Genomic DNA, 13,123 nt, shown 5'->3' on the forward strand with positions numbered 1-13,123 from the left:
TTCATAAATCTGTTGGCGACGCTTTGGCCCGTCATCTGGCAAAGGTCAACTGTTGTGAACGGCTTTAATCCACGGGCCGAAAGCTGATCCACCGAGCCAAGCTACCTGTGTATCAGCAGCGACCGTGTTGATGGCTTCCTGGGGTTTGCGCCCGGGGTGTATCGCGCGGCGGGCAGGGCGCTCACTAACCGGCATTGCCAAAATTGCGGCCATGGCATTGGGAATATCCATCGGGTCGGCATTGCGGCCAGAGCCATCTTCCGTGCCCATACGCGCAACCAAGGCGGGATAAGCCGATTTACGTTCCTCCGACACACGGTCGCGTAAGGCAGCAGTATAGACATTGCGGTTTTGCCAAATTTTCGTCGGGTAGCCGCCGGGTTGAATAATCGTCACGCCGATATTGTGCGGTACTAGTTCATAAGCCAATTGCTCGCCCATCGCTTCTACGGCAAATTTGGTTGCGGAATAATGGCCTGCACCGGGCACGATAACGCGGCCCAGTTGTGAAGAAATATGGAAGATATGCCCCGATTTCTGCGCGCGCATAGCGGGCAATACTGCTCTGACCAGCCGGTGATAGCCATAGACATTGGTGTCAAAGGCCAATTTGGTGGCGTCCATATCCTGCAATTCGACGGGCCCCACAATGCCAATACCCGCATTGTTGACCAGAATATCAATGGCGCCGCCCGCCAGCTGTTCGGCTTGGGCAACGCCTTTGGTCACAGATGCGTCTGACAATACATCAATATCTACGATATCGAGACGCCAGCCCTTTTCATCGGCCTCTGCCCGCAAATCATCGGCTTCTTTACGCGGCAGGTTGCGCATGGTGGCGATAACATGCGCACCTTTGCTGGCAAAAAGCTGGGCCGATAAATAGCCAAAGCCGGACGATGAGCCTGTGATCAGAACCGATTTTCCAACCATATTGGCGCTTTTCTCTGGCGCGGGCGTCAGTGCTGATGATGCCGTGCTGGCGATGGCGATAGTGCTGGCGGCAGCTGTTCGGGCAAGCATTTGGCGACGGTTGATTTTGGACATTATGGGCGTTTCCGTTTATCTGGTGTTGCCGCAGCATATCATTCTTGCTGGCGCAGCGCCACATCGCTCATAAAACGGGCATTGTCATTTTCCGCCAGCCAATGGGCTTCGGCCGCCATAGCGCCAAGCATATCAGCAAGCGGGTCCAACTCATGCTTTTTATAATTGCCTAAAACATGACCATTGACGCGTGCCTTGTTGCCGGGATGGCCGATGCCGATACGTATTCGGCGAAAGTCCGGACCGATATGCGTGTCCGTTGAACGCAGGCCATTGTGCCCCGCGGTACCGCCGCCTTGTTTTACCTTCACTTTGAAGGGTGCAAGGTCCAGCTCATCGTGAAAGACTGTTACGTCTTGCGGCTCCAGCTTGTAAAAGCGCATGGCTTCACCAATGGCTTCACCAGAGCGGTTCATAAATGTTGCTGGTTTCAGCAAAAGAAGTTTCTCGCTTCCAATGCGTCCTTCAATTGCCCAACCGCGAAACTTTTGTTTGGGCGCGGCAAAACCATGCACTTCAGCAATAGCGTCCAACACCATGAAGCCAACATTGTGGCGTTGCATTGCAAATTCTGCGCCGGGATTACCCAGGCCAGCCCATAATTGCATCGCATCATTCTCCATTTTATTGGCAGATCATATCGTGGACGATAGACACAAAAAACCGCCAGTTCCAAGTGCGGTGAATAACAATGCCATTTATAAAATGGTCTGTTATTCGGCGCACCCGAATACTAACGGTATTTTTGTGTTAGAGGCAATTAAAGCCTGCTTAAAGCCTGCTGAAACAGATTAGCTATCGCCGTCTGTTGCTTCGCCGCCTTCAGCTGCTTCTTCACCTTCACCGGCTTCGGCACTGGCTTCGCCATCAGCACGTTTCAACGCAGATGGAGCAACAACCGTAGCAATGGTGTAGTCGCGATCGGTAATGGCCGATTCGCTACCTTCAGGCAGTTTGACCGAAGAAATGTGGATTGAGTCGCCAACATCAAGGCCGGTAACGTCAATTTCAATCTCATCGGGAATGCGTGAAGCATCGCAAACCAATTCCAGCTCATGACGGACAACGTTGAGAACGCCGCCACGCTTCAGGCCAGGTGATGCGTCTTCGTTGACAAAGATCACTGGAACAGAAACGTCCACAGTCGCATCTTTCGATAGGCGCAGGAAATCAACATGGAGAGGGCGATCGGTAACCGGATGAAAAGCAACATCTTTTGGCAGGGTGCGTACGGCTTTGCCGTCAACTTCGACCATGATCAAAGAGTTCATGAAATGGCCGGTGCCAAGCAATTTGTTCAGTTCACGCTCTTCCACATGGAGGAGGGCGGGGTCTTCTTTATTGCCATAGATTACGGCGGGTACTCGGCCTTCACGACGCAGCGCACGAGAGGCTCCCTTGCCTGCTTTCTCGCGCTGCTCGGCCGACAGGGTAAGCTGATCGCTCATTATACTGTCTCCAAAAAATTACTTATGTTGGTCCATGCTCTGCTTCGCCTCCAGGGTGACCAAAGCCGCAGGGATGAGCGCGGTTACGGCAAAGCGTGGCATTTGGCAAGGAAAGAGTGCATATCATGGCATTGCAGCGCGTAATGATAGGATATTATTGCAGCCTTGTGATTGTATATCCGCTCTCGCTCAACATTTGCTGCACACTGTCATGGCCGGCCAGATGAGCGGCGCCAACGGCAATGAAAGGGGTTTGCCCTTTGTTCATAATGGCGATGATCTTTGCGTGCCAATCACGGTTGCGATCCGTCAACAGGGATTGGCGGACATCTTTTGTATGCATAAGGCCGCTCTTGGCGCTTAGCGCAAGCTCAGCAACATTGCCAGTTAACCAGTTGGCCAATAGCTTGCGATAGGCGGCTTTGGCATTCTGCGCTTCGGCGATGACGGATTCCAGCATGGCCTTTTGCGCCTCTGGTGCCAAACGATCGAAATAGCCAAATTGAATGGTCGCGGTTTCCAGAGCAATAATTGGCTTATTGGCGGAGCGGGCCTTGCCACCCAATATTTTCTCGACACCATATTTGCCATTTACGCGCAAACCTTGTGTCGCCATGCTGGCCAAGGCAAGTGCGGCGGCCCAGTCTTCGCGATTGGCAAAGATACCATCTTCCCATCCACCAGCCTTTTGCAAAGCGGTTAGCTCATCATGCAAATCCGGGTCTATTCTTTGTCGAACTGGGCCAAGGCCTTTGGTATTGCCCAATTGCTGCAAGGCCACGCCAATGGCGTTGCCCTCAACTTTAGCGTCAATCTCCATCACCAAAATGTCTGCAGTGTCAAAGTGTTTGGCTATTTCAGGGCCATACCACATAATATCCGCGGGCAACGCATGGATAGTGCCAAACAGATAAGCCTTTTTCCCACCCTTGCTGACTTGCCATAGGGCAGGCTCTTGCTTGCTCGGCATATCCGCCCAATCGTCCGTAACGGGGGATGGGCCGGAGCAAGCTGCCAAAGCTGCTATCATAAAAAGGATGAGAAAATGCCGCATAGGTTCCAATTGTCTACAGAGCCGCTAATTTGCAAGAAAAAAGGCCGGATAGTCTGACTATCCGGCCCGTAAAAGCATATATTACGCAGTATCAATATTCTATGCGGGTTGCCTTCAGGTCATTTGCGCTCAACATGGCCTGAACGCTATCTTTTCCGGCCAAATGGCCAGCACCGACAGCAATGAAAACCGTACCTGGCTTGTCCATACGGGTTTTGATCCACTCCACCCAATTGGCATTACGTTTTGTCAACAAGGCGTCGTAAATAGCTTCATCGCTTAGGCTGGCGTGCAGAAAATCGCCTAGTTTCTTAACATTAGCGCTGCCCCAGAAATCAACCATAGTATCAATCTGTGTTGTGGTATCGTCAACCGCTGCGGCACTATCAATAAGAAATTCCACCTGACTTTTTTCAGGTAATCCATCAAAGTAACCAAGTTGTTGCTCAACTGTTTCCAATTGTCCGATTGTTTTGCCCGCTGCTTTCGCTTCTAGCGCCAGCACTTTTTCAGCACCGCTATTGACATCATAGCCAGCTTTTAAAAGGGGAAGGATACCGAGATTTATTCCGGCAAACCAGGGCTCGAATTGATCAAAAGCATTGCCGGGCAAACCCAGAGAGGTCATGGCATTGTCATAAATGCCCTGTTGCTCTGGATTCAATTTGGAGCGTAGTGGGTTTTCGCTATCAACTGCCAGTGAAAACACCAGTTTCTGCATTTCGGTCTGATCGGGCTCAACAACTTCCAAAATCAGCTCGTCAGAACTGTCAAAGGCGTCTTTCACGGCTTCATCAAACCAGCTTAAACCTGGTTTCAAAACATGGACTGTGCCGAACAGATATATTGTCGTATCTTCATCTTTTAGCACCCATAATGCAGGGTCAATATCAACTGTTTCGGTCGCTGCCGGTGGCGTTTCTGTTTGTTGCGCCATGGCAGGGGCAGTGCTTGCAAATGCAAAGCTAGAGAGCGCCATGCTGAGTGCGAAAAGTGATGTCTTATGAAACTTAAATGTCATGATATTCTCCTTAGTGTGAATTGGTTTTGCGTAATTTGTATTGATCCATAATTAGCCATATTTGTTTTTCAGCCATAATATGCCGAATATTAAAGTGGTTGCGAAGTAAACAAGCAATCCATTAACCTCTGGCACTAAGCCGCCACGCCAAAGAAACCACCATACTGGCGTGGCAATCATATAGACATATAGAGCCCATATTGCGGCTTGAGCGGTAACGTAGCTTTCCTGTTCGTCGATTACCTTTGTGTGCCAATAGTAACTTAAAAGAGGCACCAATAATCCGCACAAAACCGAAACAGTAATTGCCAAGGCGGGAGGAAGCGGTGAGTCACTGAAAATAACCCAAGGATCTTGTCCGAGATCCGGACTAGCAAGCACGACGGTCAGGCCGATTATACCCCCTAATATCATGGCGATAATAAGAATATTACGATTGAGTTTCTCTTTTTTTGTAATCGGCCCCATAGCTTCTGAGCGTGAGCGATAAAGGCGTATAAAAGACAAAATACTAACAGTAGTAATCAATAACCCTATCAATAATATACCAATAAACTTAATCGTGATTTCTGGATTTTCTTTTGAAAAATGACCTATAAAATAGCCTAACATGAATGCTGCTGAAAATAGAGCCAGACTTCCCAATAAGACCATCGATATTATTTTCCAAATACCAGATGATTCTGCTTCTTCTGCGATATTATCCATTGGTTGCCCCTGTAAATTCGTCATCAAATATCTCTTCAATAGGTTGATTAAAAAGCCGACTGATTTTGAACGCCAATGGCAGAGAAGGATCATATTTCCCTGTTTCAATGGCATTAACGGCCTGACGGGATACGTCCAATTGTTCGGCCAAAACGGCCTGACTCCAGTCTCTTTCAGCCCGCAACACTTTTAGTCGGTTTTTCATTGGAACTGACCCCGAAACCGGACCCATTGGAAACTGATGAGGTAAATGCCGAAGGCGACAAGCCAGATCGCCACTCCAATTCTTAATGGACCCATTAACGTAAGATGTTCATATGTTGAGCCAGATTCAGACCCTGTGATTCCATCCAGAAAGACTGCGCCAAATGGACCGAGTGCAATCATTATGAAGGGACCAGATATTAATGCCATTCGGCCTAATACTGCGAAAGCGTTGTCGCGGCATAAAAGGGCAAATTCGTCATGGCGGGCTAAATTAATGGTCAGCGCAGTTAAACCTGCGAGAAGCGTAAAACCTGTCTCCAAAATATTTGCCCAACCGGGCAGGCCTAGAGAGTATAATATTATTAAGCCAAAATAGGATATTGAGACAAAGTCTATCAATCGAAAATATAGTGCGTTTTTGTTCATCATTTTAATCCTCGCTGCCGGAAGATGAAATATGCTGTGGCCCAACTCACCAAGGTGATGCCGATCATATCGTCTTTTTGCAGTTCGCGAAGGCCTGTAAGCTCGTTCAAAAAGTCAAATGAGCTTAACAGATTGAGCGCTAGCATAGTGATAACAGCAACCTGCGCGGCATTCGCCATCAGCTGGAAGGTATAATCCTCCGTGCAACGCCGATCGAGATTTGACGCGATTACTAGGCCAAAGCTGATTATCGGGACGCCTATTATCAATGCCAAAGAGCTGGCTAATGGATTGGCGATATCGGCAATCGGCTCAATATCGTCAAAGCTGTTTCTTACCAATAACATCAACCCAGTAATGAAAAGCATGGCAAACATCGCGGTTATAGTGCGTGCACTATTTTTTCCGTAAAATTTGAAGCTCGGTTTTGACGGGGTATTCATCTTTAATTCCCTAATGAGATGGATTAAATGAAGGTTCTGGATCAGCAATATATGGCTATTTGTAGCGTCAACTCTCTAATCGATAGCGCCGCTGTAAAAACAGCCAAGCTGCAGACGTACTGGCCAACATCAAAGCCATTATGGTGTCAGCTTTAGGGTAAGGAATGATGGGAGCCAATGAAGCCATAAAACCATAGCCCGTTACAGTGACCAGAAAGCCTATACCCATTGCTGAGCCGCGAAGGTTTCTAAACAGCTCATCGCCGTGAAGCTCACGGTTACGCCATATACTCATTGCTACGAACAGGCCGCTAAAAAGTACCGCTATGGCAGCGATTACATCATTCCATCCGCTGGTATTTGATGCATCGCTATATAAAGGATTCCAGAATGCTATCACCGGAGAAAGCGCCAAAAACGCAACCGCCGTGTAATTATATTCCAAGATAAGAGTTTCAGAACAGTTTGTGGATTTGCCTATAGAGGCTGTCATTTCATATCTCCCAATATGCTATCAATTGTGCCGGCGCGTTAGCCGACCATAGTTGCCAAAATTTCAAGGGTTTCTAAACCGCGGTCATACCATTGCAGCATTGCTTCATTGGTTTTCTTTGCCATGGCGAGCAACAGAATAGTGCCGGCCGCGATCCACGCCATTTTCCGGTCTTGCTCGCTCATCTTACAAGTTTTGCTCATGATAATCCTCCTTCAAATGTCGTCTTACAATGACACTATGTCATGCTTCCCTTACTTTATGATATGATTCGCTGACAATGTCAACAACACATTACATTTAGTCTATTATGCATTACCAAATATCAGGTTTGGATAGCAAAAATACACGTTTTTCCGCGCTTTTATGCTTATGCTGCCTTATGGTTTAAGCTGTATCGATTGCTGGCGGGCAGGTGGGAAGGCGGGCAGCAGACAAAGTTTACACAGCGAATCTGTCCTATTTGTCGCTATCGATTCTTGACCCTTGCACGCCAATCCGCCAAAGCCGCGCATAATCCTATTATTTGTGCAATTGCGAAAGATAGACCGACTTGTCCAATCTGATACCTTCTGCCCCTGTTGCCGATAGCAAACCGCTCAGCTTTCAGGATATGATCCTGACACTGCATAATTTCTGGGCCAAACAAGGCTGCATCATTTTGCAACCCTATGATATTGAAATGGGCGCAGGCACCTTCCACACCGCAACGACTTTGCGCGCGCTCGGCCCTGAGCCATGGAATGCGGCCTTTGTTCAGCCATGCCGCCGCCCGACCGATGGCCGCTATGGTGAAAACCCGATGCGGCTCCAGCATTATTATCAATATCAGGTGATCTTAAAACCTTCACCCTCTGACATTCAGCAGCTTTATCTTGATAGCCTGTCTGTCATTGGTATTGATCCGCTGTTGCATGATATCCGCTTTGTTGAAGATGATTGGGAAAGCCCGACCTTGGGCGCATGGGGGCTGGGCTGGGAAGTCTGGTGCGATGGCATGGAGGTGACGCAATTCACTTATTTTCAGCAAATGGGCGGCTTTGATTGTAAGCCTGTCGCTGGCGAACTTACCTATGGGTTGGAGCGGTTGGCCATGTATATTCAGGGCGTTGATAGCGTCTATGATCTGGATTTTAACGGCCTACCAAAAGAGCAGGGCGGCTTTAGCTATGGCGATGTTTTTCTGGAAAATGAAAAGCAGATGAGCGCATGGAATTTCGAAATTGCTGATACTGCCATCTTGTTTGATCTGTTTACCAAAGCGACTGCGGAATGTGAGAACTGCCTGAGCAACAGCTTGCCGCTGCCTGCTTATGAGCAGGCAATAAAGGCGAGTCATATCTTTAACCTGTTGCAAGCACGCGGCGTCATCTCTGTGCAAGAGCGCGCCAAATATATGGGGCAGGTGCGTGATCTGGCACGCGGTGCGTGTGAAGCGCATATGGCGAAGGAAAAAGACCGCTGGGCTGAGCAATATCCGGAGTGGTCCGCATGAGCGATTTTCTTCTCGAGCTATTGTCCGAAGAAATACCGGCACGCATGCAGGCAAAGGCGCGTGCTGATCTGGAGCGGTTATTTGCTGGGCAATTGGCTGATGCGGGTTTGCAGGCGGCCAGCATCACCACCTATTCGACACCGCGCCGGCTGGCTTTGATCGCAGCGGACATTCCGGATGAAACACAGGCCATACGTGAAAAGGTTAAGGGCCCGCCAGCAGCTGCGCCCGTTCAAGCTATAGACGGGTTTTGCCGCAAAAATGGTCTGTCGCGCGATCAATTGGAAGTGCGCGATGTTAAAGGCCGTGCAACCTATTTTGCTGTCATTGATACACCGGGCCGTGCCACCAGCGATGTGCTGGCAGAGATCATCCCCGCAATTGTCCGCGCTTTCCCATGGCCCAAGTCGCAGCGTTGGGGTGCAGCGAGCATCAGCAGCGAAAGCCTGAAATGGGTGCGCCCATTACAGGGTATTATTGCATTATTGGGCAGTGATATTGTGGACTGTGCTGTGGATGGCATTGCCAGCGACCGCGTGACCATCGGCCACCGCTTCCACTTTGCAGGCGAAGTCATCACCATCAACAGCGCCAGCGATTATATTGCCAGCCTGGAAGGCGGTCATGTCTTGGTTGATCATGAGCGCCGCGCCGCAATCATCCGCGATGGCGCGGCCAAGGCAGCGGCTGATGCAGGCCTTGTGCTGGTTGAGGATGAAGGGCTGGTGATAGAAAATGCCGGACTTACTGAATGGCCTGTGCCGCTGCTCGGCCGATATGATCCGGCCTTTCTGGACGTGCCACCAGAGGTTATCCAGCTGACCGCTCGGGTGAACCAGAAATATTTTATCTGTAGGGACAAAGAGGGGGCGCTTGCGCCGGCCTTTATCTGCACGGCCAATATTGATGCGCGCGATGGCGGTGCGGCAGTTATTGCTGGCAATGAAAAAGTGCTGGCGGCGCGCCTGGCCGATGCCAAATTCTTTTGGGAACTGGACCAGAAAACGACATTGGCCGTTCACGCCACTAAACTTTCCAATATTGTGTTCCATGAAAGGCTGGGTACGGTTGCGCAGAAGGTTGGCCGTGTAGCCAAGTTGGCTGAGTGGCTGGTATTCGATGCCAAGGAACCAAATGGAGACCATAATTTTGCTCGCCAAGCGGCTCAGCTATGCAAAGCTGATCTTGTCACGGAAATGGTTGGTGAATTCCCTGAACTGCAAGGTTTGATGGGCGGCTATTATGCTGAGAAAGAGGGGCTAGACCCGCAAGTTGCGAATGCCATTCGCGACCATTATAAGCCGGTAGGAGCGAGCGACGATGTACCAACTGCACCTATATCTGTCGCCGTAAGTCTGGCTGATAAACTTGATAATCTACTGAGCTTTTTCAAAATTGAAATTATGCCGACGGGATCGAAAGACCCTTTTGCTTTGCGCCGTGCGGCTCTTGGTTATTTGCGATTGGTACAGGCGAATAACCTGCACCTTTCTATCGATACGGTCGTTCATGCTTGGCATGGACGTCCGCATGCAAACTTAGCGACAACATTGTTAGACTTCCTTCTCGACAGGCTGTCTGTGCAATTGCGCGATCAAGGAATACGCTTCGATTTCATTGATGCCTCACGCACTTGGCAGGGCCAAAATGACATGCGTGTTGATCGGGTTGAGGCGCGAGCAAGAGCTTTAACAGACTTTATAACGACAGAAGACGGCACCAACCTTCTGGCTTGTTATAAGCGTGCTGCCAATATCCTGAAAAAAGAGGTTGGGGATAATGGCTTACCCGCACCACGTGGTGATTATCATAAAGACCCTGCTGAAGCCGCTTTAATTACTGCTTTGGCGACCGCAAAGCCCGCGGTTGTTGCTGCTGTGGCGGAGGAGCGATTTGCTGATGCCATGCAGGCCTTGGCATCTCTACGTGCACCAATTGATCAATTTTTTACCGATGTAACCGTAAATGACTCTGATGAGGCTAAGCGCAGCGCAAGGCTGGCATTGTTAAAAGAGATCAGGGATGCCGTACATTCTGTGGCAGACTTTTCGAAAATTGAAGGCTAGGCAGCAATGATTCTTCCCCAGGGATATGCTCCAACATGCAAAAGGAAATCAGCATGACCCAATATGTTTATCGTTTTGGCGGCGGTGTTGCCGAAGGCAGTGCAGAGGACAAAAACCTGCTGGGCGGCAAAGGCGCTAATCTGGCCGAGATGGCCGCGATCGGCCTGCCAGTGCCACCGGGTTTCACTATTTCAACAGAAATGTGCACCCGTTATTATGATGAGGGGGAGCGTTTTCCTGAAAGCCTGATCGAAGAGGTTAAGGCCGGAGTCGCGCATATTGAAACGGTGACGGGCAAGCAATTTGGCAGTGCTGCCGATCCGCTTTTGGTATCGGTGCGGTCTGGTGCGCGGGTTTCTATGCCCGGCATGATGGACACAGTGCTCAATCTGGGCCTGAATGATGAAACGGTGCGCGGATTGGCTGAAATTTCCGGCGATGAGCGTTTCGCTTGGGATAGCTATCGCCGTTTTGTGCAAATGTATTCTGATGTCGTCTTGGGTCTTGACCATGACGCGTTTGAAGATGCGCTGGAGATTATGAAGGAAGATAATGGCTTCTTTCTTGATACTGATATGGAAGCCAGCCATTGGCAGGCGCTGGTCGCGGAGTATAAAACCATTGTGGAGGCCCAATGGGGCAAGCCGTTTCCGCAGGACGTTAACGACCAGCTATGGGGCGCAGTTTCTGCTGTCTTCGGCTCTTGGCAGGCGGACCGCGCGAAAGTGTATCGCAAGCTGAATGATATTCCCGGCAATTGGGGCACTGCGGTCAATGTTCAGGCCATGGTATTTGGCAATATGGGCGACACATCGGCCACAGGCGTTGCCTTTACCCGTAATCCGTCAACCGGTGAACATGCCTATTATGGTGAGTGGCTGATCAATGCACAGGGCGAGGATGTGGTGGCGGGTATTCGCACGCCGCAATATCTGACCAAAAGTGCGCGGGAGCAAGCAGGCGCGAAGCCGCTGAGCATGGAAGAAGCCATGCCCGAGACCTTTGCTGAATTGGCGCGGGTGTTTGATCTGCTGGAAGCACATTACCGCGATATGCAGGATATCGAATTTACGGTGGAGCGCGGCCAGCTTTGGATGCTGCAAACCCGCTCGGGCAAACGCACAGCCAAGGCGGCGCTGAAAATCGCTGTTGATATGGTTGCTGAAAAGCTGATTAGCGAGCAAGAAGCGATTTTGCGGGTGGACCCGATGGCGCTGGACCAATTGCTGCACCCGACCTTGGACCCGGATGCCAAGCGTGATGTGCTGACAACCGGCCTGCCGGCATCACCGGGCGCAGCGTCTGGCAAGATTGTTTTTGATGCCGATAGCGCAGAGCGCCATAACGAAATGGGCGAAGATGTTATTCTGGTGCGGGTGGAAACCAGCCCCGAAGATATTCACGGCATGCACGCCGCAAGAGGCATTTTGACAGCGCGCGGCGGCATGACCAGCCACGCAGCGGTTGTTGCGCGCGGCATGGGGCGGCCTTGCGTTTCTGGCGCTGGCTCACTGTCAATTGATAACAATGCCGGAACGCTGACCATTGGCTCACGCGTTATGAAAGCCGGTGATGTGCTGACCATTGATGGTTCCACAGGTGAGGTGATGCTGGGCGAAGTGCCGACATTACAGCCTGAGCTAGTCGGTGATTTTGGCACATTGATGGTGTGGGCGGATGGTGTTCGGCGTCTGCGCGTTCGCACCAATGCCGAAACGCCAAATGATTGCGCGGTTGCACGTGAATTTGGTGCAGAAGGCATTGGCCTTTGCCGCACTGAACATATGTTCTTTGATGCCAGTCGCATCACCGCAGTGCGCCAGATGATTCTGGCAGAAAGCGAAGAAGGGCGGCGCGAAGCTCTGGCCAAGTTGCTGCCTGAACAGCGCAGTGATTTTGCTGAAATTTTCCGTGTCATGGCCGGATTGCCAGTGACCATCCGGTTGCTTGACCCGCCACTGCATGAGTTTTTGCCGCATAGCGAAAGCGAATTTGCCGATGTGGCAGAGGCTGCTGGTATTGGCATTGAGGTGCTGAAACGCCGGTCGGCTGAACTGCATGAGTTTAACCCGATGCTGGGCCATCGCGGCTGTCGTCTGGGTGTTACCTATCCGGAAATTTACGAGGTGCAGGCACGCGCAATTTTTGAAGCAGCCTGCGATGTTGCTGAAGAAAGCGGCGCTGCGCCTATTCCTGAAGTGATGATCCCGCTGGTCGCGACGCGCAAGGAACTGACGCTAATGAAGGCAGTGGTTGACGATGTGGCGGCTCAAGTGTTCGCGGAAAAAGGCCGTGTATTGGAATATTTGGTCGGCACCATGATCGAACTGCCACGTGCAGCGTTGATGGCGGACAATATCGCGCATGATGCAGAATTTTTCAGCTTTGGCACCAATGATCTGACACAGACAACATTGGGCGTTAGCCGTGATGATGCGGCGCGTTTCCTGGGCCAATATGTTGATAAAGGCATTTACCCGCGTGATCCATTTGTCAGTCTGGATATTGAAGGCGTAGGTCAGCTTATTGAGATTGCCGTTGAAAAAGGCCGCAAAACCCGCAGTGACATTAAATTGGGCATTTGCGGCGAACATGGTGGTGATCCGGCCAGTATCGCATTTTGTGAAGCGGCCGGTCTGGACTATGTCAGTGCATCGCCTTACCGTGTACCTATCGCGCGTTTGGCCGCGGCTCAGGCAGCGCTGAAAAGCTGAT

General features: G+C 50.6%; 14 protein-coding genes. 3 read left to right on the plus strand and 11 right to left on the minus strand.

Annotation, left to right across the window (positions count from 1 at the left end):
* Window positions 1-45: 45 nt before the first annotated feature.
* From ACR9YC_RS05075 to ACR9YC_RS05125, 11 genes are all read right to left on the minus strand, one after another.
* Window positions 46-1,047 (minus strand): SDR family oxidoreductase, encoded by a 1,002-nt coding sequence (locus tag ACR9YC_RS05075; RefSeq protein ID WP_438730735.1) that lies wholly within the window; start codon window positions 1,045-1,047, stop codon window positions 46-48.
* A 38-nt stretch (window positions 1,048-1,085) separates the two neighbouring features.
* Window positions 1,086-1,655: an aminoacyl-tRNA hydrolase gene (gene pth, locus ACR9YC_RS05080; protein WP_438730738.1), complete on the minus strand. Its 570-nt coding sequence runs from the start codon at window positions 1,653-1,655 to the stop codon at window positions 1,086-1,088.
* A gap of 183 nt (window positions 1,656-1,838) precedes the next feature.
* Window positions 1,839-2,495: a 50S ribosomal protein L25/general stress protein Ctc gene (locus tag ACR9YC_RS05085; protein WP_438730741.1), complete on the minus strand. Its 657-nt coding sequence runs from the start codon at window positions 2,493-2,495 to the stop codon at window positions 1,839-1,841.
* 154 nt (window positions 2,496-2,649) lie between these two features.
* Window positions 2,650-3,549, minus strand: a complete 900-nt coding sequence (locus tag ACR9YC_RS05090) for a TraB/GumN family protein (protein WP_438730744.1) — start codon at window positions 3,547-3,549, stop codon at window positions 2,650-2,652.
* A gap of 91 nt (window positions 3,550-3,640) precedes the next feature.
* The gene (locus tag ACR9YC_RS05095; RefSeq protein WP_438730747.1) at window positions 3,641-4,570 is read right to left on the minus strand and encodes a TraB/GumN family protein; all 930 of its coding nucleotides are present in this window, start codon (window positions 4,568-4,570) and stop codon (window positions 3,641-3,643) included.
* A gap of 51 nt (window positions 4,571-4,621) precedes the next feature.
* On the minus strand, window positions 4,622-5,278 hold the full coding sequence (locus ACR9YC_RS05100; RefSeq protein ID WP_438730750.1) for a hypothetical protein: 657 nt from the start codon (window positions 5,276-5,278) through the stop codon (window positions 4,622-4,624).
* Window positions 5,271-5,483 carry a helix-turn-helix transcriptional regulator gene (locus ACR9YC_RS05105; protein ID WP_438730752.1) on the minus strand — a complete coding sequence of 71 codons (213 nt, stop codon included), beginning with the start codon at window positions 5,481-5,483 and terminating at the stop codon, window positions 5,271-5,273. Before ACR9YC_RS05105 ends, ACR9YC_RS05100 begins: the two co-directional genes overlap by 8 nt.
* Complete coding sequence (locus ACR9YC_RS05110; RefSeq protein WP_438730755.1) at window positions 5,480-5,914, minus strand: hypothetical protein; 435 nt, start codon at window positions 5,912-5,914, stop codon at window positions 5,480-5,482. Before ACR9YC_RS05110 ends, ACR9YC_RS05105 begins: the two co-directional genes overlap by 4 nt.
* Window positions 5,911-6,354, minus strand: a complete 444-nt coding sequence (locus tag ACR9YC_RS05115; protein ID WP_438730758.1) for a hypothetical protein — start codon at window positions 6,352-6,354, stop codon at window positions 5,911-5,913. Before ACR9YC_RS05115 ends, ACR9YC_RS05110 begins: the two co-directional genes overlap by 4 nt.
* Window positions 6,355-6,421: 67 nt before the next feature.
* Window positions 6,422-6,847 carry a hypothetical protein gene (locus ACR9YC_RS05120; RefSeq protein ID WP_438730761.1) on the minus strand — a complete coding sequence of 142 codons (426 nt, stop codon included), beginning with the start codon at window positions 6,845-6,847 and terminating at the stop codon, window positions 6,422-6,424.
* A 38-nt stretch (window positions 6,848-6,885) separates the two neighbouring features.
* Window positions 6,886-7,050 (minus strand): hypothetical protein, encoded by a 165-nt coding sequence (locus ACR9YC_RS05125; protein WP_438730764.1) that lies wholly within the window; start codon window positions 7,048-7,050, stop codon window positions 6,886-6,888.
* A gap of 410 nt (window positions 7,051-7,460) precedes the next feature.
* On the opposite strand from ACR9YC_RS05125, the gene ACR9YC_RS05130 reads away from it, so the two are divergent.
* Genes ACR9YC_RS05130 through ppdK form a run of 3 tightly spaced genes read left to right on the plus strand, consistent with a single transcriptional unit; the run spans window position 7,461 to window position 13,122 of the window.
* Entirely contained in the window at window positions 7,461-8,342 is an 882-nt protein-coding gene (locus ACR9YC_RS05130) for a glycine--tRNA ligase subunit alpha (RefSeq protein ID WP_438731603.1), read from the plus strand.
* Window positions 8,339-10,408 (plus strand): glycine--tRNA ligase subunit beta, encoded by a 2,070-nt coding sequence (gene glyS / locus ACR9YC_RS05135; RefSeq protein ID WP_438730766.1) that lies wholly within the window; start codon window positions 8,339-8,341, stop codon window positions 10,406-10,408. Before ACR9YC_RS05130 ends, glyS begins: the two co-directional genes overlap by 4 nt.
* Before the next feature lie 53 nt (window positions 10,409-10,461).
* Window positions 10,462-13,122, plus strand: a complete 2,661-nt coding sequence (gene ppdK / locus ACR9YC_RS05140) for a pyruvate, phosphate dikinase (protein WP_438730768.1) — start codon at window positions 10,462-10,464, stop codon at window positions 13,120-13,122.
* Window position 13,123 lies beyond the last annotated feature (1 nt).

The sequence above is a fragment of the Parasphingorhabdus sp. DH2-15 genome (assembly GCF_051668705.1).
Taxonomy (GTDB): Bacteria; Pseudomonadota; Alphaproteobacteria; order Sphingomonadales; family Sphingomonadaceae; genus Alterisphingorhabdus.